Here is a 20,059-nt window from a genome sequence, read left to right on the forward strand (position 1 = left end):
ATAAGATGTACAACACGGGAAGATGCTTCATTCTTCCACGCAGCAACGCCAAAAAGGGGAAAATCTATGCGCAGAGCCGTCATTTACTTGTTCTATGACAAATCAGGTCAAGTGGATGACTACGTAACATACAACCTGGAAAAGCTGCGGGAACACGCCGAACTGATTTTCGTCGTCTCCAACAGCGTCCTGACCGAAACCTCCAAACAGAAACTGTCCAAAGTAGCGGATACCGTGTGGGAGCGGGAAAACAACGGGTTTGACGTGTACGCCTATAAGGAATCCCTGGAAAAAATCGGCTGGGAACGTCTGGATAGTTTCGATGAGGTTATCCTCATGAACTACACATTTTTTGGCCCCATCCACCCCTACGCGGACATGTTTAACCGCATGGATGCCATCGACACTGACTTTTGGGGCATCAGCGCTCACAAAGCCGTACGCCCCCACCCTTTTACCGTAGCTTTAGAAATGCCGCTGCATATTCAATCGCACTGGATTGCGGTGCGCCACAAACTGCTGGCATCCACAGACTTCCGGCAATACTGGGCAACCATGCCCCCGATAAACTCCTACACAGACTCCGTGGTACACCACGAGTCACGGTTCACCAAGCATTTTGCCGACTTAGGGTGGCGCTACGAGGTGGCCTGGCCGGCGGAAAATTACCCCGCAGTGCATCCGATTTTCGACAATGCTGCTCTAATGTTGGCCGATGGATGCCCGATTCTAAAACGCCGCTTATTCTTCCATGACCCGCTCTACCTGGACAAACAGGCCATCATCGGTGCCGATATCATGCGCGAAGTCCGCCGGGCGGGATACCCCGAAGAACTAATCTGGCAAAACGTATCACACAACGCCAAGCCCCGGGTTTTGTCCACCAATTTCAATCTGACTCAAGTGTTGGATGACAATGCGGAAGAATCCGTTCTAGCAGCTAATGCCAAATTGCGAATTGCCGGGGTGGCTCATGTTTTCTACGCGGACATGACCGCAGAAATCATGAAACGATTCTCATACCTGGGAGACCACGCCCAAATTTTCCTCACCACTTCCACCCCCGAGAAGAAAACCCAAATTGAACAACAGCTCCAAACCATGGGACGCCAAGCCGAAGTGCGCATCGTGGAATCGAACCGCGGCCGCGACGTTTCCGCTTTCCTGGTGACTTGCGCCGACGTCTTGGAACCGGGACGTTTCGACGTGGTGGCAAAAATTCACTCCAAAAAATCCGCACAGGACGCATACAACGCGGCAGAATTATTCAAACGCCACCTGTTCGAAAATCTGCTGCCCTCCCCAGGCTACACCGCCAACCTGCTGCACTTGTTCGCAACCGAGCCCTACCTAGGAATGGTGTTTCCTCCCGCCGTGTCTCTGGGCTACCCCACCCTGGGGCACGCCTGGTTTGCAAACAAAAAACCCGCCCTGGCGCTGTGCGAACGCTTGGGAATCAAACTGCCTTTCGACGATACGACTCCCTTGTCTCCCTACGGGTCAATGTTTTTCGCGCGGCCCGAAGCCCTGCTTCCCCTCACAAAGGCTCACTTCACTTTTAACGATTTCCCCGAAGAAGGCCAGTATTCTGACGGATCTTTGGCTCACGTGATTGAGCGAATCTTTTCCTACTCCTCCCTGAGCGAAGGACTGATTTGCAAAAGCGTCATGAACCGAGAGTGGGCGGGTATCTATTACGGATTTATGGAATACCGGGTGCAAGCGTTGCTATCGCAATTACCCGGCTTTCCACTTGAGGCTGTCACCGCCTTGCAGAATCGGCGACCTTACGGGCTGTTGCCCGAGTTGAAACTCACACTACAACGCCGCTCCCCCCATCTGGCGAAAACGCTGCGCCCGTTTTATCTCCTCGCCCGCCAGGTTTATCACAAAGTCCGCTCAAGGTAAGGGGAAAGAAACTGGACATGAGTACGCAACAATCGCACGTCGTCACCGGGCAGCATTCTCGCCAGTGGCATTATCTGTCAGAAGTTTTTGACCCGCGCAGCAACTCGATTGGTTTTCTACGCTGGCTGATGGCTTTTTTAGTGATTTTTTCCCACGCCGGGCCCATTGGAGGTTTTTATGGTGGGGAAGATTTAGGGGTGCAAATTTCCTCCGAGCAATCCTTAGGCGGGGTAGCGGTAGCCGGGTTTTTCTTTTTTTCCGGTTTTCTGATTACCAAATCACGCATGGGACACGCCACAATTTTCCGGTATTTTTGGCGCCGTATCCTCAGGATTTTTCCCGCCTTTTGGACGGCGCTGCTGTTCACTGTGGTAGTGCTGGCTCCTATTTCCTACTATCACGAACACGGGAATTTGAACGGTTACCTCCACCCGCCCAAAGAATCCCCTCTCACCTACTTCTGGAACAATATGTTCCTGGTGTTAAACCAGCGTAATATCGCCGGGGAGGGAGGGAACCTGCCCTATTCCATCCTGCACGGCGCTTTTGACTGGAATGGCAGCGCGTGGACCCTAAAATACGAATTTTTATGCTATATTTTAGTGGGTTTGGCGGGATTATTCGGACTGTTCACCCACCGTCGTTTAGGCGGGCTTATCGCCCTAGCGGCAATCGTGTTGAATGCTCTGATGTGGATGGGAGTGAAAGTCACCGCTTTAAGCCCGGTTTTTTCGGATATTTTCTTGCTCATGTTCTTCGCTCCCTTTGCGTTTGGAACCCTATTCGCCCTGTTTGGGGATCGGATTCCCCTGGATGGGCGCCTAGCTCTTTTTGGAATCTGCCTAGGGGTGTTTACCTACGCCACGCACGGATGGAATATTGTGGGACAATTTGGTTTCTGCTACTTCCTCATGTGGCTGGCAGTGGTGCTGCCATTAAAAAACTGGGAGAGATTCGGGGATTTTTCTTACGGGGTTTATATTTTCGCCTGGCCGATAATGACCTTCGGGGCGCACTTCGGGCTACCCCAACGTGGTTGGATAGTCTACCACCTGGTGATTATCATAGCGACCCACGTGGTGGCGTTTCTTTCATGGCACCTGATCGAAAAACCCGCTATGAGCCTGAAAAATTGGACGCCTGTATGGATGAAAATACTGTTTCAAAAATGCCGGCGCGCCGACAAGAATCAGCCCCCCGCAGAGGTGAAAGCCTCCCCCGAATCCCCAAAGGCAAATTCATGAACCACGCTGAACCTGCATCCCCCTCACCAAAGCGCCACGAAAACGGCTCAGCCACCCGGCCGCGCCTACGCAACCGGATTTTCACCGCCGGTTTTACCGCCTCCACCACCGGTGTACGGGATATAGAATTAAAAGAACGAGGATTTAAACGCATACTGCGTTACCTCCCGCTAATGGGGTTAATGCTCGCGGTTATCGCCGCCACCGGAATCGGACTGTGGTATAGTGCAACGCACTGCGAAATCGGCAAAACAACCAACCGAACCCCCCGTGTCAACACTAACGCCACCGCTAATACCACCAAAGCCCTAGCCCCACTCGCCCCTGCGCCATGTTTACCCTCAATCCCGCAACCGCAACCCTCACACTTTGCCGGCACCGCCGGCACCGGAGCCACGGAAACCTTCATCACTCACGCCACCACCAGCCCCTACGTGATAGGACGCGACAACTGGGTGTTCTGGGCCGACGCCCAAGCACATAATTTTTCCCAAGCCATCGGAAAAGAACAGCTATCCGCCGCCAAGCTAGCAGAATGGGGAAAATTTTTCACAAACTTGCGCACCCTGGCAAACGCAAGAGGCGCCACCCTGGTAATCATGCCCGGTCCGGCCAAATGGGACGTTTTCGCACGATTCTTGCCAGAATGGACCGAACAGTTACTTTCCGACAAACCACTAAACCAGCTCATTCGCGCCTACCCGCAACTCCCCTGGTTGGACACGCGGGAAACCGTCTCCGCAAAAGCACCAGTCGAACCTAAGACCCCAGACACGTTCTACGGCTGGTCGCGAGTCAACTCGCACTGGTCGCCCTACGGGGGATACCTGGCCTGGAAACAAACCGTCAAATGCTTGGCCGCACTAGATTCACAACTGCAAGGCCTAACCGTCCCCCCGGTGGCGCAACTACGAGTGACACAAGCACCCAATGAATTCCTGCCCTTGGGGTACCACCAGCAAGCCAACGACTGGGTAGTACCCGCGTTCTCACTACAACCCGGTACTTTCACCGCGACAGATCAAAACGGAAATTCTCTCACCCTACCGGTGGGTAGCGGCACCGATTTCGCAAACCTGCCAACAGAAACCCGCAACCCACACGCCACCGGACCTGCGGCGCTGATATTCCGCGATTCCATGGGAAACGGGATTTCTCCCCTGTGGAACCTTGCATTCTCACGAACATACCAGATGGGACACTACTTGGACACCGGCCACCCCACCGACTTTGCAACCGCTATCGCCACGCAAAAACCCAGAGTCATTATTTTCGAATTTGCGGAAAGATACTTGACCTTCACCCCGCCACCCCTGCCCCACCCAAGCGCGAATACGTCAAAGCCCACAAAAGCCGACTAGAATGGCTTCGAGTTTTAGGAATAAGGAGAATCATGGGAAAAACTTGCCTCATCACCGGAGGCGCCGGTTTTATTGGCTGCGCCACTTCACACCTGCTGGTAAAACTCTACGATCGCGTAGTGGCTTTCGATAATCTGCACCCGCAGATTCACGCCACCGCCACCCGCCCCGCAGACCTCGACAGCCGAGCCGAACTGGTGGTGGGAGACGTGCGTAAATCAGCGGACTGGGATGCCCTCCTGCAAATAGTGCAACCAGACGTAATCTTGCACTTGGCAGCCGAAACTGGCACTGCCCAGTCCCTGCTGGAAGCCACACGACACTCTTCGACTAACGTGGTCGGTACCACCCAAATGACCGACGCCTTGGCCAGAAACAAAATCATTCCCGAAAAAATCGTCCTGGCCTCATCGCGCGCGGTATACGGGGAAGGACGCTGGATTGACGAGAAAGGACAAACTTGCTATCCGGGAATGCGCACCCATGCCATGCTAGAAGCAGGACAATGGGAATTCCCCGGATTGAAACCCACCGTGCAATTCTCCCCGGAAGTCGCCCCTGACCCCGCCAACGTTTACGCGGCCACGAAACTGTGCCAGGAAAACCTGTTATCCTCCTGGTGCGGATCAATGGGAGTGGAACTGGTACGGTTCCGTCTGCAAAATGTTTACGGCGCAGGCCAGTCACTGATTAACCCCTATACCGGAATAGTTTCCCTATTTGCCCGCCTAGCCAAAGCAGGAAAACCAATCCCCGTATACGAAGACGGCAAAATTATCCGCGATTTTGTCTACATCGACGATGTTAGCAGCGCCCTAGCGGCAGGAGTGGAACGAGGCCACACCAACCGCTACCCCTACGACGTGGGATTAGGCAAAGCCACCACTATTCACGAGCTTGCCGTCGAAATCGCAAACTACTACCAGGCTCCCGACCCTGTCATCACCGGGCAATACCGCGAAGGAGACATTCGCGCCGGATGGGCTGATATTTCTCAAACCTCTACCGCCCTAGAGTGGAACCCGGCAGTGAATATCGCTACCGGTATCGAACGCCTTTGTAACTGGATTGATGCGCGAAATCAGGAAAATTAACGTGAAGCTTCCCCGTATTTCTTCCCCCCATCCCGAACCACCCGCCGGGATATCACGAAAAGCCGAATACCTCCACGCCTGCCAGCTGGTGTGGGTGCTGGCTCGCCGCGAAATTTCCGCCGAATACAAAGGCACCGTGTTAGGACGCCTGTGGTCTTTGATTAATCCCCTAGCCACGATAGCGGTTTTCGCAGTGATTTTCGGGGTGATTTTTCGAGGTGGCGTGGAACCGGGGAGAAACTCCGACATTGATTCCTTTGCCCTGTGGATAGGAATCGGGGTACTGTGCTGGGGATACCTCTCCCGGGTCATCACCAACGGGATGAACACCTTGGTAGGTAACGCCGGACTATTGACCAAAGTGTATTTTCCCCGCTGGGTGCTAGTGTTGGCCTCTACGGTGGCGCAAACCTTTAATTTTCTCTTCGAGCTGCTGGTGCTGTTGATTGTTACCATGCTAATGGGCGGGCCGAAAGTCTTGCTTTACGTACCGCTGCTGATACCGATACTACTGCTGAGCGCCGCTTTCGGGACGGGATTGGCTCTGCTACTGAGCGTAGGAACAGTGTACTACCGGGACATTTCCCACTTGTGGGGGATATTCACCCAAATTTGGATGTATGCCTCCGGAGTGGTTTTCCCCCTATCCATGCTGGTTTCCGCCCAGGAAACCCTGGCCGCTAAAGGTTTTAACTGGGGTGGAAAACCACTGCCTTTGGACGTAATCTTCCGGATTAATCCCGCCGAACTTATTCTGGAAGCCAACCGGGCGGTGTTTTACGATTACGCAGTTGCCCCCCCAGAAGTCTGGCTGGGTATTACCATCTGGGCCGTGCTTAGCCTGCTAGCGGGTATCCTCGTGTTTAAAAAGGCTTCCAAACGGATTGTGGAGGAACTCTGATGACTAGCCCTGACAACAATACTGCCATCACAGTGGAAAACCTTTCTAAAACCTTTCGCATATACAAGGAGCGTGACCGTTCTCTGAAACGACGCCTGCTGCGCCAACGCCAGGGTGCCTTTGAGGAGTTTCATGCTTTAAACGACGTGACGTTAAGCATCCCCAGGGGATCCACTTTCGGCCTTTTGGGTCAAAACGGTTCAGGAAAGTCCACTTTACTGAAATGTATTGCGAAAATATTAGCGCCCGACTCGGGGCATATTACTTCCACCGGGCGTATGGCGGCCATGCTGGAAGTCGGATCCGGTTTCCACCCGGATTTGTCCGGCCGAGAAAATATCTACCTAAACGGGGCGATTCTTGGCATGTCCAGGAAGGAAATCGAAAAAAAGTTCGATGAAATCGTGGCGTTTTCCGGGGTGGAAAAATTTATTGATCAACCGGTCAAAAACTATTCTTCCGGCATGTACGTGCGCCTAGGATTTGCCGTATCCATCCACGTGGAACCCGAAATCCTGTTAGTAGACGAAATTCTCGCCGTGGGCGACCTGGAATTCCAGGAAAAATGTTTAAATAAATTCGCTCAGTTCCGTCAGGAAGGACGCACCGTGGTAGTGGTATCGCACGCCCTGGAAATGATGCGAACTTTCTGTGACGAAGCAGCCTGGCTCAATCACGGCAAGTTAGTGGCATCCGGTTCTGCCGCCAGTATCGTGGATCGTTATTCCAACATGGCGCATGGAGCCGTGCGCGTGGAAGAAGGCGGCACCCGTTTCGGCTCTGGCGAAGCCAAAATTACCAAAATGGAATGGATTGGCCCTCAGGGGACAGATACGAGAAAAGTTCACACCGGTGACCCGATTACGATTCGTCTGCACTATGAATGCCTGCAAGCCATTAAACGCCCGGTTTTCGGGGCTTCTATTGATACCAGGGAAGGGTTTTGGGTCTGGGGACATCACAGTCTAGATGACAGTTTTGTGCCCGAAATGTTACTCCCCGGAACCGGCAGTGTTGACATCACGATTCCACACCTGCCACTACGTCCCGCCACTTACTACCTGTCAGCGTCAATCCAAAATTTTGAGGTTAACCAAGTAATTGACGCCTGGCAAAAAGGAGTCGCTTTTGACGTGTTGCCCTGGGTGGGAATGGAATCCGGCGGCGTGGTGGCTTTCGGCTCGCATTTCAAAAACCTGTGCCCGCCCGCAGAAATGGCCAAACTGCCGGTTCGCGACGAAGCCTACTGGCAAGAGCTGGCCGCACACACGGAGTTTAACGCCGCCGATAATGCCTAGATTCCCGGTTCTCCGGATGCGGGGATTACCGCCGGTTGGGAATAAAGGGGTTAGTGCGGAACACTTCTAGCTCATCCACATTGGAGATTCCGTCTCCATCCGCATCCCCGTAGGGATTACCGGGCACAGTCGTGTCCATAATCAACACGGAATAGGTATAGGACGAGGGAACATTTATCTGCGGACGCTTGTACTCGTCTTTTTTGGGTTTAATCCCTGTAACAGTGACTTTGATTTCCTTGTCCATATACCCCGCAGAACCGAGATGAGCCATAGATGGCTTGAACAGAATCGTGTCATATTCATAGGTTGTGTAGTCATCCTTTTGTACGAGCTCAGGCCACGGCCCGTTGGGAGATTTAGAGTTCTTCACTTCATCCAAGGGAATCGGGTTACCATAAGCGTCGGTGAGTGTAACCGTAGCTCCAGTCAAATCCGCCCCATCCATGGCGAAGTGCCACTTGGATCCCTGTTGAGTATTGGGCAGCATTTCGCGTGGGAAATAACCCGCCGCAGGCCACGATAAGGCCAAGGGGCGACGACGCGAACTGTTAAACATTACTCCGAAGGCAGCGTGATTGGGGCGATGCATCCGTACGCTCTCACCGCAGGTTCCATAACTGGTACAAGACGATCCAATGGCCGAAGTAGTCAAATAAGGTTCCATCATTTGAGTGCGGTGGCCTAAACCATCGTTGCGCACTCCGTTCTCGGTGAAATAACCCAACATGGATTCAGCCGGGCTGTACGCAAACCCAGTAGAGCGCTCTCCGTAGCCGTGGCGAAGATTCAGGTTAGAACTGCTCGCTCCCTCGCTAGCAGCCTCGTTGTAGCACTTCCATTCGGGGCTGATATAGTGTCCCAAGGAATTATTGGCTGCCATCACCATCGCGGCGTGCTGAGCATTTTGAACAAATGCCGATTCGCCACTCAGCTTGACCGGGTCGAGTCCATTGAGAGAACGGAAGTAGTTCCACGCGTCTAAAGCCAGATTCAAAAAGTTCGGGTCGGCTGCCCCCGGGATACAGTTCTCGGCGGCACTTCCCTGGGTAACGGAAACTTTCAGCCCCGGTCGCATGTGTACGTGATACGCTAAATTAGCTAAATCCCGATAGGTTGCCTGGGCATTATTCCAACGGTACTGCGGTGTAGCTGATCCCGCAGTCGGCACAGATTTGGTTGCTACTGTGGCAGATTTGACCGAGGTGGTCACGTCGGTATCAGCGGATTTAGGAACAGGCACCGCCGTAAAGGCGCTGCCCACTAATACCAAGGCTCCCAGGCTAACAGTAACGGTTCGCAATAGCATCGAATCATCTCCTTTTGAAAGTAAAATATTCGCTTGCAACGATTCTATCGTTTCACCACTAGCCATGAAAAGAACTTTTTTAATTCCCCGGCCCACAATTTGTTTCAGCGCCACCGAAATTGGTACCGGTAGAACTGTAAATCCCCTCGGGATAAAGACTTGTAAAAACACATCAAGCACCGAAAGAACAGTTTCCATTTCGCCCTTTTATCTTCCCGGTAGCGCTATGCTGGAGGGTACGAAACACATTTTCACCAGAGAAGAGGAAGGATTTTATTGATAATGAAACGCAAACTTATCGCTATGATTGGGACATGCGCTCTGACTTTAGTTTCTCTGACCGCTATTCCTGCTCATGGTGCGACTACCAATTTTTGGGGCTTTGCCGGACCAGGATTCACGGTTAACGTCACGGATAACAACTCTACTGTGGCTCTAAGCGGTACCTCCCGAGGCGGTCAGTGGACCGGATCACGGGCAACCACTGCTCATCAAATGCCCCCCACTGGAACCACCAATGTGGTGTTACGTGGCAATATGGGCAAAAACTGCGAGCAAGGGGACTGTCCCTTCGGTAGCGGGTCGGGATATCAAGGGGTAGTCGAGTTCCGCTTCGATTCCCAAAACTACTATCAAATCGGTATTCTCAACCAAGGTAATGTGACCTGGGGACCGGAAATTGTAGTCTTGGGGACACATCTGGGGAATCCTTTCCGCGTCACTCAGCCCCTAGTGACTGACGCGCAGAAAGCTGCTAATGCCAATATCATTCAAAAAATGCAGTCCAACCAAAAGGTAGATTTGGATGAGCAACATTACATTAAGGATTTTTGCCACCTAATCAAGGCACAGTGGACCCGGAATTACATCCGTTTCGTAGTGGATAACACACGAGTATTCGGCGGATACAATTTCACCGCCGGGGATAAGAATGGCCCCTCCATCACTTTTATGGCAGCCGCTCAAAATCCGAATGATGCGGTTAATGTGGTATTCGATAACCTCAATATTTCCGGTAAGGTTCCCGGTTCCACCGTGTTTATCCCCCAAGGCAAGCCTTATGCCATGATTACCGCCAATATGAAGGACAACGGTTACGGGGTGGGGCATTCCAGCTACATTAAGCTGCATGATGACCATGGAACTGCTGTCTCTGCAGGAATACAAACTGCCCAAACTGCACCGGAAACTGGGGGGAATCCCTACTATATTTCGGGTCGTATGTCCGCAGGAATTTTCGACTACGACTATGTCCAACCCGCCGATTTTAACTGGCACAATCTGCGCATCGAATGGTGGAAAGAAAACGGCTGGGCGGTAATCTGGGCTGATGGTAAACCCATAGCGAATATGAAGGCTAAATTGTCCGGCCGTATCTATGCCTCCGTAGAGGGCAATGCGGCTCAAAACGGCGACTATGTGCATGCCTACTTCAGCGGGGTGGAGGCTCAGATTGGACATGGTGGCGGGGACTGTGGTTTCCACCACGAATGGGGACTCCAGGGCACCTACGGTTTGCAAGCCCGCAAGACTGGTGCCAATTCCTTTGAAGTAGAGGGACAGGCTCAGGGAATTCCTGCCGGGAAGGACTGGGATACCACACTCGTGGGTGGGGTAGCGATGATTTGGCAGTATCTTCCAGAAAATCGCCAGTCTGGACAGTGCATGACTTCGTCTTGGTCACAAGACCCGGCACATAGATAAATCGCGGCTTGACAGCCACGACGGCACCCTAAATAGCACAGTTGGCATCCCGAATTCGGGATGCCAACTGGTTTAATGCTGCCAACATAACCAGGAGTTTCCCCCTCAACACGAGGCTTCGGACTATTTTCCCCGCCCCCACAGTTTGTTCCAACGTCGCCGGAACCGGTACTGGTAGGACTGCAAGTCCTTCACCACCGAGAGTACTTCCGCGTTAGCGACCTTGATTTCCTGCAACTCCTCATGCAGCCGCGATAACTGCTCTTGCTGCCCCAAAATAGTTTTAACCAAACTGGCGTGAATCATCTGGCGCGAATCCTCTGCATTTTGCAGCTTTTCGTTCATTTCCTCGCGTAACGTTTTAATACACACCTGCTGCGCCAACACGGTTGCAAACATTCCCGTATCACCCTGCTGCAAACTGCGTTTCAGATACGAATCACGAATCAAAAGATTCTGGTTATAGTGGCCAGAACGCTCTGAGACCACCGAATTATCCAACTCGTTTTCACTTTGCCTACGATGGTGCCAGTTCGCTAACGGTTCCTCCCCTAAGAAACCTGCCGGACTATCGGCCAGCATCCTCAAATTAAACTCCCAATCCGCCTGAGTAGCCAAGGAAGAATCCCAGAAACCTAACCGATCCACGCTAGCTCGACGAAATAACTGGGCAATAGGCGGAACGTAATTAGCATAACTAGTTTCCAGCAGGGTAAAACTGTCAAGCTCGGGACGCAGCGGTGCTTTTTCTAGCTCGACTATTTCGGTTTCTTCCACCTTTTCCTTTACCAGATTGCAACGCACGCCCACCATTCCCGCTTCAGGATGAGCATCCATCCACGCCACGGTTTTTTCTAAAAAATGCGGCTCCCACGTGTCGTCATCATCGTGAATACACAAGTACTGCAAATGCGATGCGGATAAACCAGCGTAAACTACGCCTTCCCTCCTAGTGTTCTCCGCACTGGCAACTAGCAGAACCTTGTCACGCCCCTCCGAATCTAAGCCTTCCAGCATCCGCTCTATAGGTTCAGGGTTACGCGCATCGTCAACAATAACATGCTGATAGTCACGAAAAGTCTGAGCATTCACAGATTGTAGCGCCCGAGCCAACAACAGAGGGCGGTTTTTGGTACGCGTCACGATGGTAACTCTAGGTGACATGGAACATAACCCCCTGACTTTAACTACATCACTAAGTCTACACCACGCAAGCGTTTTCTACCGTTGTTCGAGCGTCACGGTTGCTAGACTGGGTACCGGTTCAAATAGGAAAAGAAAAAAGAAGAGAAAAGACTAATGCGTGTGAAAGTGAATAGATTTTCTAAACTATCCTTGGCGCTGGTTGCCGCGTTCTCGCTTCTGGCTACATTGTGTCTAAATTTCACAAACGTCCCTCCAGCAAACGCGGCCACTATTGATTTGTTCACGGCCAGCTCCCCAGGTTTCGAGGTGAATACCTTTGACCACAACACTACCGTGAGTGTCTCTGGCAGTGTCCGAAACGGCGAATGGACCGGCGGTGCAGCTACCACCCCAGGGCAACTCGCTCCTCGTGGTACCATAAATGCCCAAGTTGAAGGGAATATGGGGACTGATTGTGACCAGAACGACTGCCCCTACGGTGCCGGTTTTGGGTACAAAGCGATGATGCAGTTTCGCTTTGACCCGGCCAACTGGTACGAGATAGGCATTCTCAACGAAGGGTTTGTCACTTACGGGCCACAGATTGTGGTACGCGGTACAGATAAAGGAAACATGTTCCAAACCATTACTCCCCTGGTGACGATGGCTCAACAGGTTAACAACGCTTCTATTGTGGAAAAAATGCGCGACGGTACTCACCTCGACATTGATCAGCAACACTTCGTGCGCAGCCACAGGCATCTAATCAAAGCGCAATGGACACGCAACTTCATTATGTTCGTAGTAGACAACACCCGCATTTTTGGAAAATACAAATTTGCCTGGCCCACTAACGGGGTGCAAGTTTCCTTCCAAGGAGCGGGTAAGCACCCTGGTAATGCAATCAATGCCAAGTTTACAAACATTAATTATACGGCTGGCGGGGTCACTGGACGCGCCGTGTTCATTCCCGACGGCAAGCCGTATGCTTCCATCAGCGCCGACATGATGAGCAACGGTTGGGGAACCGGATTTAGCGCCTACATTAAATTTCATGACGGGTACGGCTCGGCGATTTCCGGGGGAATCCAAACGGCTTTAACCGCACACGAAACCTGGGGCAGGCCCTACCTGATTTCGGGGCGGATGCAGGATGGAATTTTTGACTATGACTACATTCAACCAGCCGACTACCGGACGCACAATGTACGCGTAGAATGGTGGAAAGACTCCGGCTGGGCTGTGATTTGGCTTGACGGCAAACCGGTAGCGAATATGCGCGCTCATTTAAAGGGTCGCCTCTACGCTTCCGTGGAAGGAAACGCTGCGCATAACGGCGACGTGGTTCACGCCTATTTTGACCATGTGGAAGCACGAGTGGGGTATAAGGAAACCAGGGATTGTGGATTCTTCCCCCTGTGGGATAGCGTGAAAAACTATGGTATTAACACGGTTTGGGATGGTAAAGGGCACTTTGAAATTCATGGCACCGCCCAAGGGGTTCCGGATGGTAAGGACTGGGACACGACCCTGGTGGGCGCGGTGGTAATGACCTGGCAGTACCAGCCCGGCGAAAAGGCTGACGCTAATGCCAAATGCATGAAAGAATCCTGACATCACGGGACTAAAAAAGCCCGGTAGGCAAGGACTGCAAGACTGCGCGTGACCATATCGTGACTACCGTATCGCATGATTACCCCGTCCGGCGCCACAAGGTGTCCGCTAGGCTTGTCACGCTGATACCACTCCTGGTACCATCCCCAGAAGGATTTGCTTTTGTCTCACCCGTCACGCACGCTCAGGTTTTGAACCTGCCCTGCCACCGTTAAGGGTATTGTTCGCAAAATAATGCGGTCAATCCGCAGTCAGCTGCTCGCCTAGCACCCGGATTCGGCTTTTAACACCAGATTGAGTTTATGGCAATCCCCCCACACTCCAGGGGAATCATAGGGACGATCCGGAAAAGCCCCATAATCGAGGCTGATATGGTAGCCGTTTTCCTTAATGTAGGCCTCCACACGTTGAGCTAGGGTCTGCGGCTGGCCACTGCAAGCATTGATAATGCCATCCACTGCGGTTTGACTGGCAATCAGAGCGATTTGGCGAGCCAATTCCGAAATGGAAATGAAGTCATAGCGGTTCTTACCGGTAGTAAATGGAAAACGGGTTTTGCCCTCCAGAGCGGCGCGGGCAATCTTGGAAAAAATCGAATCCCCCTTGAGATCATCACCTACAATGTAATAAGCGCGAACCCACTGTAATATCGCATGGTTTTGTTTTGCCGCCAGAAAAGCAAACTGGCGCAACGCATTTTTAGAAATTCCATACAGTGACTGCGGGTTGCACGGCGAATTTTCGTCTATCGCGCCTTCCCAATATCCGACCTCGTGCATGGTACCCATCACGACCAGTTGCTTCAAACCGCCCTGGTACAAATTTTCAATGAAATGCATGTGCTTCGCCAAGTCATCAATGTGTGCCGGAGAGTTATGCTTGAAACCGTCACGCCACGCCATGTGAACCACTACTTCGGGACAACCCAACTTTTGGTAAATGTCCTTGTCCCCGCCGAATATATCCGCCGCCACAATTTCCGCCCTGGGATCAATGCCCTCAGTGCGCCGATCTACTACGCTGACGCGCTGCCCCAGTTCCAACAGCGCCGAGACTACGTGTCTGCCGATGTAGCCACCGGCTCCTGTCACCAGAATATGTTTCTCCATAGGTACCATGCTACTACCTAAGGTCAACGATGCCGGTTACGAAATCTTTCCCTCCGCCGAACTGTCCGAAAAGACTAAACTTGTCCTAGACTGTGAGTAGAAACACTTAAAGCGCTCGTGAGAGGCAATATATGAGGTGAACTATAGTTCACCGAAAATTTAGGAGGTAGATGTGCGACGCGCTAGATTTTGTCTAACTGCCGGGATTTCTGTTTTCACGCTGGCTTTAGGCTTCAGCGGCCTGACCGGAGCTAGTGCCACGGCTACTCCCTCATCTGATGAGATCCATGGCCTGGGGGTTCACTCTATAGCATCCGGGGATTTTACCAATCCCGATTTCGGTTCCAAGGTAGCTAACCTGTTTTTATCCAACAAAGAGACTGTGTTCCTGGCTGGATACTCGGACGCTTCCTGGCCGGATGCCCTGGCGATAGGTCCTGTGGCCGGAAAAATAAATCTCCCCTGTTTATTAACCGTCAAGGCGCAGCGATTCCAGATGCCGACGGTCAAACAATTCTCCGGCAAGCAAAGAACGTGATTATCCTGGGCGGCGTTGGTGCCGTACCGGAAGGAAATGCCACTGCTTGGCGCAACCTAGGCAAGAAGGTCAGTCGGATTAGTGGCGCTGACAGGTATGCCACTGCCGCCAGTATTGCTCAAAACTACTGGCCCAATGGCGCCCCTGCCGTTATTTTGGCCAGGGGTGATAACCCCGCTGATGCTCTCGCAGCCGGCCCGGTAGGAACCAAATTGAACGCTCCCATACTGCTGACACAGCCCGGTTCCATGCCCGCCGCTACGATAGCAGCCATCCAAAAACTGCATCCGAAGCGCATTATCGTGGCCGGCGGCTCCGGAGCCATCAACGACGTAGTGGCTAGCCAAGCAGCCTCACTGGCGGGGATTGCCGGGACAGAGCGCGTCTACGGGGCAGATCGTTACGCCACCTCACACCGGTTGGCCGAGACTTTCTTTCCCAAACAAAAAGATGTTTTCGTAGGATTGCAAAATTCTGCTGCGCAGTCCTGGCCCTGGGACGTGGGGATGGCCACCGGACAATGGGCCAATGTGCTACAATTAGCTCCGGCGGCTGGGGCTAATGGCAAGCCCCTGTTCTTGGAAAAGAACATCGCTTCCGTACTAGAGCTACCCCTGGACTACAACGCTTGGGTTTTCGACCCGACAACGCACAACGACAAAAGCCGGGGGTGGTCTTCGGCCTACCTGGGATCCAGTACCACCCAAAACGTGAACTATGCCTGGCGTAAAGCCGCGTTAATTCGTGCCCAGCGTGGGGTGGAAACCCTGAAAAGCTGCCACGGCAAGTTTTTAATCAACGCCGGTAACTGGGGCGGTCACACCTATCAGGGCGACGGATCCGTGTGGTCTTCTGTCTGGAATCCCGAGAATTTCTTGTCCTCGCCACCGCATATGGGGTTTTTAACGGAATCCGGTTCCAATTACATTCGGATTATCCATGAAACCCTACGGGAATCCCACGGGGATAACTATCCGGAAAAAATTGCTCCTTCTTCGGCTAGTTACGCTGAACACGAGGGGCTGGCAATTCGTACCGGCAGATGTGTCCCTGACCCCAACGGTATCGATATACCCATCAAGCAGGAACCCACCAAACCGGGAAGCTACGGGAAAAGCACCGACGGGGTTCCAGACACGGAACAAAACTTTGAAGAGCCAGCTCCGCAGTACTCTTCTCAGCAAAACAGTGATGCTCCCATGTGCGCCAAAACCGCTGAAGAGTTCGCGAAAAGCAGTGCCTGCTACCGAAACAGCGAACCCACTGATTGCCGCCTCGTCTGGAAGCGAATTTGCAAACAGTGATTGTGTCCCGTGGCTACCAGCAGGCATCAATACGATAGACGCGCGCCCGATCCACGCGGGCAACTTCGGTGAAACCCGTGCTGACGTCAACGTCATGCAAACCGGGGTAGGTGAATTTTTCACTCGACCCCACCCCGGTAGCGTCATCATAGAAATGGGTGATTTTCTCGCGGCGAACAAGCTGGCAAATGCGCGGGTTTTCGTGAATTTCGCGGAAATGCTGTGCCAGGTATTTTTGCACAGGACTAAACCCGGTGGGGTTGAGCTGTTTAATAAACAGTTGCGTACCGCCAGCTGCGTAAGCCAAACCGGCGCCGGATGACGGGTCACCGATTAGGTTCGCATGAGGCGGCAGTCGGAGTTCCACCAGAGCCTGGTATTCCGCAATACTGACCCACGGCGGGTGGAATTGTGAGCCGGGAACGAATGCGATTTGAGTCAAACCCCGGCGGTCAGCCAGCAGCTGGGGAAGGTACATGCCACTCGTGAAACCAACCAGCAGCAAACCTGCCACTACAGCGCTCAAGAGGCGCCACGCAGGTTTCGAGACTCGCCTGGCGACCAGCATTGCCAGGCGAGCCACGAAACCAGCCGCGAAAACCGGCAGTAGCACGGCAAGACCTGTCCCCACCCGGTCATAGGCTCCATACCACAGGGCGGTCAAAGTAGAAATCGAACCTAATGGCAGCTTCGTAGCCAAAACTAACAGCGAAACAGCCGCGAAAATCCCCAGAAAACGCCAATCTCGCGCGGTCAACGCGTGCCAAACCAAGCCCAGCAGTACGGCGAGACCGAAAGGCAACAGCACCCACCAGGGCTCCGAAGAAATCTGACACAACCCCAGCATCGAAGCCACAGAACGCCAGATTTCTATACTGTCACCGGCTAAACCGGCTCGGGCACTAACTCCCAGACGCTGCAAGCCCAGGGGCACCACAATTCCCCCACACACGGCTGCAACCACGATGAAAATCCACCACCAGGGTGGCAGCAGACGATTCAACACCAAATTGACCAATGCCATAAAGGCTGCAATGGCAATAAATCCGAAGGCTGCCGGATGCGCGTGAACCACCGCGACCAGCACCAGCACGCCTAAAACCAGTCGCCCCCAAGATCTTTGATTGACACCAACCAGCGCCGACCCCACGGTCACATCCGACAACAGTGCATATTGCGGTGCACTAACACCATTTAGCGATATGCTACTGTGAGCCAGCCGCCGAATCGCTAGGACATCGGCACCCCGAAGGACTACCCACAAACCAGCCGGCCACCACATGACCGCCAAAACATAGGGATACAGCGCCTGCAATACTCCTAAAAAATAGGGGAACACTAGCGGCATGGGACTGAACAGCACGGCTAAGGGAATAGCCGGGGAGCGCCTCCCCCACACCTGTTCCGCCAGCAATGCCACGCCTAGGGGCCACACAAATAAAGTTAGTGACATTAATGTCGCATTAGAAATCAATGTGGGTGAAATCAGGGGCAAAAACAAAGCTAAAATCGCCGCCCACTGGTTAGGATAGTAAACCCCGGTTTTCCCGGGATACAGCGCGTCCAAGGAGCCGCGCCAGCCCGCAGCACCCGAATCGGCAATCGCCCGAATCGAAGAATAATGGAACATAGCGTCAAATGACTGGGCGGGGGCAAAAACAACCGGGATGGTTTGTAAAAACGGCATCAGTTGTGCGCTCCCGGCCAGCACAAAAGCGGCCAAGGTCACGGCCAGGAACGGTTTTGTCGGTATGCATCCCGATGGCGCCATGACTACGCTGGCTTTTCTACTGGCGTTGGTTTTGAGGCTCGCAGTTTCATCAGGCGCCATTTCGGCTGCACCAAAGAGCCCTATCCCCTCACTAGTTGAGCTAAATTGCCCCCCGGACACATCCGGTGTGGTTGCAGTGTTTCTCGCGTGCGCCACCCGAGGACGGTACGCCCGAAACCACCAGCTCAAAACACAAACCAACACCACGAGGAACACCAAGGTCACTCCCACCGGAATCCGCGTCCAAGGGATATGCGCCCAGACGAAAACCTGCGCCAAAACCGCCAGCAACCCAGCAGTGATGGGAGCTCCCAACGCCAAGGATGCCAGCGGGCGAAACCGTGCGCAAACAGCTAGCAACGCACCGGGTAAAATCAAGAATCCCGTCACGACGGCTATGGCGGCGAAAAGACTTAACACCTCTGTCCCTTTCGGCCGGATTTGCCGGTGAATAACCCTCCCGTCATCTCTTTTGCAAGAATTCCTCGACCAGGTGCCCGGCAACCAGGCTCTGAACGTTTTGGCTGAAACATTTCCCGGGGTTTATGCCGGAAACGGCACCCGTCAAGCAACCCGCGCAGAATCTTGGCGAATCTCTGCCGACGTCCCGGCGCAAACACCAGGTTGAAGGCCACGAATTTCGCCAACCACAGCACGTATCCCCACCGCCAGCCGGTCGGAATCGGTGCCAGGCCGCGAATCAACCAGCAGGTGTTGCGCACCAGGTAATACACGCGAAATGGGCTGTGGACATGCACCACTTGCGCCCGCCCCGGTAGCTTCACAATTTCATCGCCCAGCTGGTGGTCGATAGTGGCCGCAGTGACCAGCAGGGTTTGCATTCCCGCCGCCCGCGCCCGCGCGGACCATTCCAAATCCACATGGTCTATAAACATGTCGGCATTCATCGGTCCCACTGTTCGCCAGACCGTCACCGGCACGTACAGCCCCGAGGCAATCAGGAAAGCCGCCGGTAGCACCGCGTTTTCCTGCAGCTCCGCGTCGGGGTAGCGCCGCGGCCCGCGCGGAGTGTCCCGGTAGGCCAGGACATCGCGTTTAGCCGGATCGGTTTCCCGGTGGTCGAAAGCCAAACCACCGAAAACCGAGATTCCCCCCGCAACGTCCCCGACCAAGCGTTGGTATTCCGCCATTTCCGCCGCTTGGATTTGCGAGACATAGTCCGGGGCAAAAACCGAGTCCTGGTCAAAGAACAGTAACGCCGCATCGCCCCCGGTCGGCTCGTTGCCACATGCTCTCGCCCGACGTGCTTCCCTCGCTCCGGGACTGTCTTTGCCTCCCGCCCCGGGGATTTCCCCGGTTTTTACTGCGGTTACGCCGGGCACGTCGCCCGCGCGACAGGTGTCTTCGTTGGGCGGGGTTTCGCGGGATTTTTCACGAGGCGCCACCCCGGAAGTTTCGCGGGGATTCCCGGATGGCGCCTCATGCAACGGAGAAAACCCGAGCCGACGCAAGGCGTGGCGCGCCCCAATATTCTGGGCGGCGGCAATCCCGAGGTTGCGCCCCAGCGCCAACACCACCACCCCGCGCCGCGTCCACCCCCGCCAATACCGCAACAGCTCGGCAGAAGGACTCGGGGTGTTATCCACCACAATTACCCCGGTGACCTGCGGCAACAGGGACTCTATGGTAGCATCCAACCGTGCGGTGTCGGGTTGAAACGCCACCCCGATAGCCCAGACTTTTGCCTCGTTTACTTTCATACCACCCAGTCTAACCGGTACCGAAAACCCAAAATTGCGCTAAGTTGCACGACGCGTT

15 protein-coding genes are annotated in these 20,059 nt (G+C 53.7%); 10 read left to right on the plus strand and 5 right to left on the minus strand.

Features of this window, described 5'->3' with window-relative positions; genetic code table 11:
* The first annotated feature begins 66 nt into the window (after window positions 1-66).
* Genes F4555_RS05460 through F4555_RS05485 form a run of 6 tightly spaced genes read left to right on the plus strand, consistent with a single transcriptional unit; the run spans window position 67 to window position 7,806 of the window.
* Complete coding sequence (locus F4555_RS05460; protein WP_004015667.1) at window positions 67-1,908, plus strand: rhamnan synthesis F family protein; 1,842 nt, start codon at window positions 67-69, stop codon at window positions 1,906-1,908.
* Window positions 1,909-1,925: 17 nt separating this feature from the next.
* Window positions 1,926-3,152, plus strand: coding sequence for an acyltransferase family protein (locus F4555_RS05465; RefSeq protein ID WP_004012154.1), 1,227 nt, complete (start codon window positions 1,926-1,928; stop codon window positions 3,150-3,152).
* Window positions 3,149-4,513, plus strand: a complete 1,365-nt coding sequence (locus tag F4555_RS05470) for an alginate O-acetyltransferase AlgX-related protein (protein WP_103759095.1) — start codon at window positions 3,149-3,151, stop codon at window positions 4,511-4,513. Before F4555_RS05465 ends, F4555_RS05470 begins: the two co-directional genes overlap by 4 nt.
* Window positions 4,514-4,545: 32 nt before the next feature.
* Window positions 4,546-5,607, plus strand: coding sequence for an NAD-dependent epimerase/dehydratase family protein (locus tag F4555_RS05475; RefSeq protein ID WP_004012152.1), 1,062 nt, complete (start codon window positions 4,546-4,548; stop codon window positions 5,605-5,607).
* A 1-nt stretch (window position 5,608) separates the two neighbouring features.
* Window positions 5,609-6,508, plus strand: a complete 900-nt coding sequence (locus F4555_RS05480; RefSeq protein WP_004015665.1) for an ABC transporter permease — start codon at window positions 5,609-5,611, stop codon at window positions 6,506-6,508.
* The gene (locus F4555_RS05485; protein ID WP_004012150.1) at window positions 6,508-7,806 is read left to right on the plus strand and encodes an ABC transporter ATP-binding protein; all 1,299 of its coding nucleotides are present in this window, start codon (window positions 6,508-6,510) and stop codon (window positions 7,804-7,806) included. Before F4555_RS05480 ends, F4555_RS05485 begins: the two co-directional genes overlap by 1 nt.
* A 25-nt stretch (window positions 7,807-7,831) precedes the next feature.
* Here the strand turns inward: F4555_RS05485 and F4555_RS05490 are convergent, their stop codons facing one another.
* Window positions 7,832-9,115: a CAP domain-containing protein gene (locus tag F4555_RS05490; protein WP_231282878.1), complete on the minus strand. Its 1,284-nt coding sequence runs from the start codon at window positions 9,113-9,115 to the stop codon at window positions 7,832-7,834.
* Between the two features lie 282 nt (window positions 9,116-9,397).
* Here F4555_RS05490 and F4555_RS05495 point away from each other — a divergent pair, with 282 nt between their 5' ends.
* On the plus strand, window positions 9,398-10,819 hold the full coding sequence (locus F4555_RS05495; protein ID WP_249288357.1) for a hypothetical protein: 1,422 nt from the start codon (window positions 9,398-9,400) through the stop codon (window positions 10,817-10,819).
* A gap of 123 nt (window positions 10,820-10,942) precedes the next feature.
* Here F4555_RS05495 and F4555_RS05500 read toward each other — a convergent pair whose 3' ends face one another.
* Complete coding sequence (locus tag F4555_RS05500; protein WP_004012147.1) at window positions 10,943-11,983, minus strand: glycosyltransferase family A protein; 1,041 nt, start codon at window positions 11,981-11,983, stop codon at window positions 10,943-10,945.
* A gap of 135 nt (window positions 11,984-12,118) precedes the next feature.
* Here F4555_RS05500 and F4555_RS05505 point away from each other — a divergent pair, with 135 nt between their 5' ends.
* Entirely contained in the window at window positions 12,119-13,558 is a 1,440-nt protein-coding gene (locus F4555_RS05505) for a hypothetical protein (RefSeq protein ID WP_004012146.1), read from the plus strand.
* A gap of 263 nt (window positions 13,559-13,821) precedes the next feature.
* Here the strand turns inward: F4555_RS05505 and F4555_RS05510 are convergent, their stop codons facing one another.
* The gene (locus F4555_RS05510; RefSeq protein ID WP_004012145.1) at window positions 13,822-14,667 is read right to left on the minus strand and encodes an NAD-dependent epimerase/dehydratase family protein; all 846 of its coding nucleotides are present in this window, start codon (window positions 14,665-14,667) and stop codon (window positions 13,822-13,824) included.
* Window positions 14,668-14,839: 172 nt separating this feature from the next.
* Here F4555_RS05510 and F4555_RS11150 point away from each other — a divergent pair, with 172 nt between their 5' ends.
* Complete coding sequence (locus F4555_RS11150) at window positions 14,840-15,205, plus strand: cell wall-binding repeat-containing protein (protein WP_255312893.1); 366 nt, start codon at window positions 14,840-14,842, stop codon at window positions 15,203-15,205.
* Complete coding sequence (locus F4555_RS05515; protein WP_255312892.1) at window positions 15,202-16,509, plus strand: cell wall-binding repeat-containing protein; 1,308 nt, start codon at window positions 15,202-15,204, stop codon at window positions 16,507-16,509. The genes F4555_RS11150 and F4555_RS05515 overlap by 4 nt, the downstream gene beginning before the upstream one ends.
* A 13-nt stretch (window positions 16,510-16,522) precedes the next feature.
* Here the strand turns inward: F4555_RS05515 and F4555_RS05520 are convergent, their stop codons facing one another.
* Window positions 16,523-18,700 carry a DUF6541 family protein gene (locus F4555_RS05520; RefSeq protein ID WP_115325994.1) on the minus strand — a complete coding sequence of 726 codons (2,178 nt, stop codon included), beginning with the start codon at window positions 18,698-18,700 and terminating at the stop codon, window positions 16,523-16,525.
* Window positions 18,694-20,001 (minus strand): glycosyltransferase family protein, encoded by a 1,308-nt coding sequence (locus tag F4555_RS05525; protein WP_115325993.1) that lies wholly within the window; start codon window positions 19,999-20,001, stop codon window positions 18,694-18,696. Before F4555_RS05525 ends, F4555_RS05520 begins: the two co-directional genes overlap by 7 nt.
* Between the last annotated feature and the right edge of the window lie 58 nt (window positions 20,002-20,059).

Source organism: Mobiluncus mulieris (assembly GCF_014204735.1).
Classification (GTDB): Bacteria; Actinomycetota; Actinomycetes; order Actinomycetales; family Actinomycetaceae; genus Mobiluncus; species Mobiluncus mulieris.

Excerpts from the sequence above, each read along its gene's own strand:
- F4555_RS05495 (WP_249288357.1), top strand. The coding sequence starts at position 9,398 with ATGAAACGCAAACTTATCGCTATGATTGGGACATGCGCTCTGACTTTA.
- F4555_RS05475 (WP_004012152.1), top strand. The coding sequence starts at position 4,546 with ATGGGAAAAACTTGCCTCATCACCGGAGGCGCCGGTTTTATTGGCTGC.
- F4555_RS05505 (WP_004012146.1), top strand. The coding sequence starts at position 12,119 with ATGCGTGTGAAAGTGAATAGATTTTCTAAACTATCCTTGGCGCTGGTT.
- F4555_RS05465 (WP_004012154.1), top strand. The coding sequence starts at position 1,926 with ATGAGTACGCAACAATCGCACGTCGTCACCGGGCAGCATTCTCGCCAG.
- F4555_RS05500 (WP_004012147.1), bottom strand. The coding sequence starts at position 11,983 with ATGTCACCTAGAGTTACCATCGTGACGCGTACCAAAAACCGCCCTCTG.
- F4555_RS05485 (WP_004012150.1), top strand. The coding sequence starts at position 6,508 with ATGACTAGCCCTGACAACAATACTGCCATCACAGTGGAAAACCTTTCT.
- F4555_RS05525 (WP_115325993.1), bottom strand. The coding sequence starts at position 20,001 with ATGAAAGTAAACGAGGCAAAAGTCTGGGCTATCGGGGTGGCGTTTCAA.
- F4555_RS05470 (WP_103759095.1), top strand. The coding sequence starts at position 3,149 with ATGAACCACGCTGAACCTGCATCCCCCTCACCAAAGCGCCACGAAAAC.
- F4555_RS05510 (WP_004012145.1), bottom strand. The coding sequence starts at position 14,667 with ATGGAGAAACATATTCTGGTGACAGGAGCCGGTGGCTACATCGGCAGA.
- F4555_RS05490 (WP_231282878.1), bottom strand. The coding sequence starts at position 9,115 with ATGCTATTGCGAACCGTTACTGTTAGCCTGGGAGCCTTGGTATTAGTG.
- F4555_RS05460 (WP_004015667.1), top strand. The coding sequence starts at position 67 with ATGCGCAGAGCCGTCATTTACTTGTTCTATGACAAATCAGGTCAAGTG.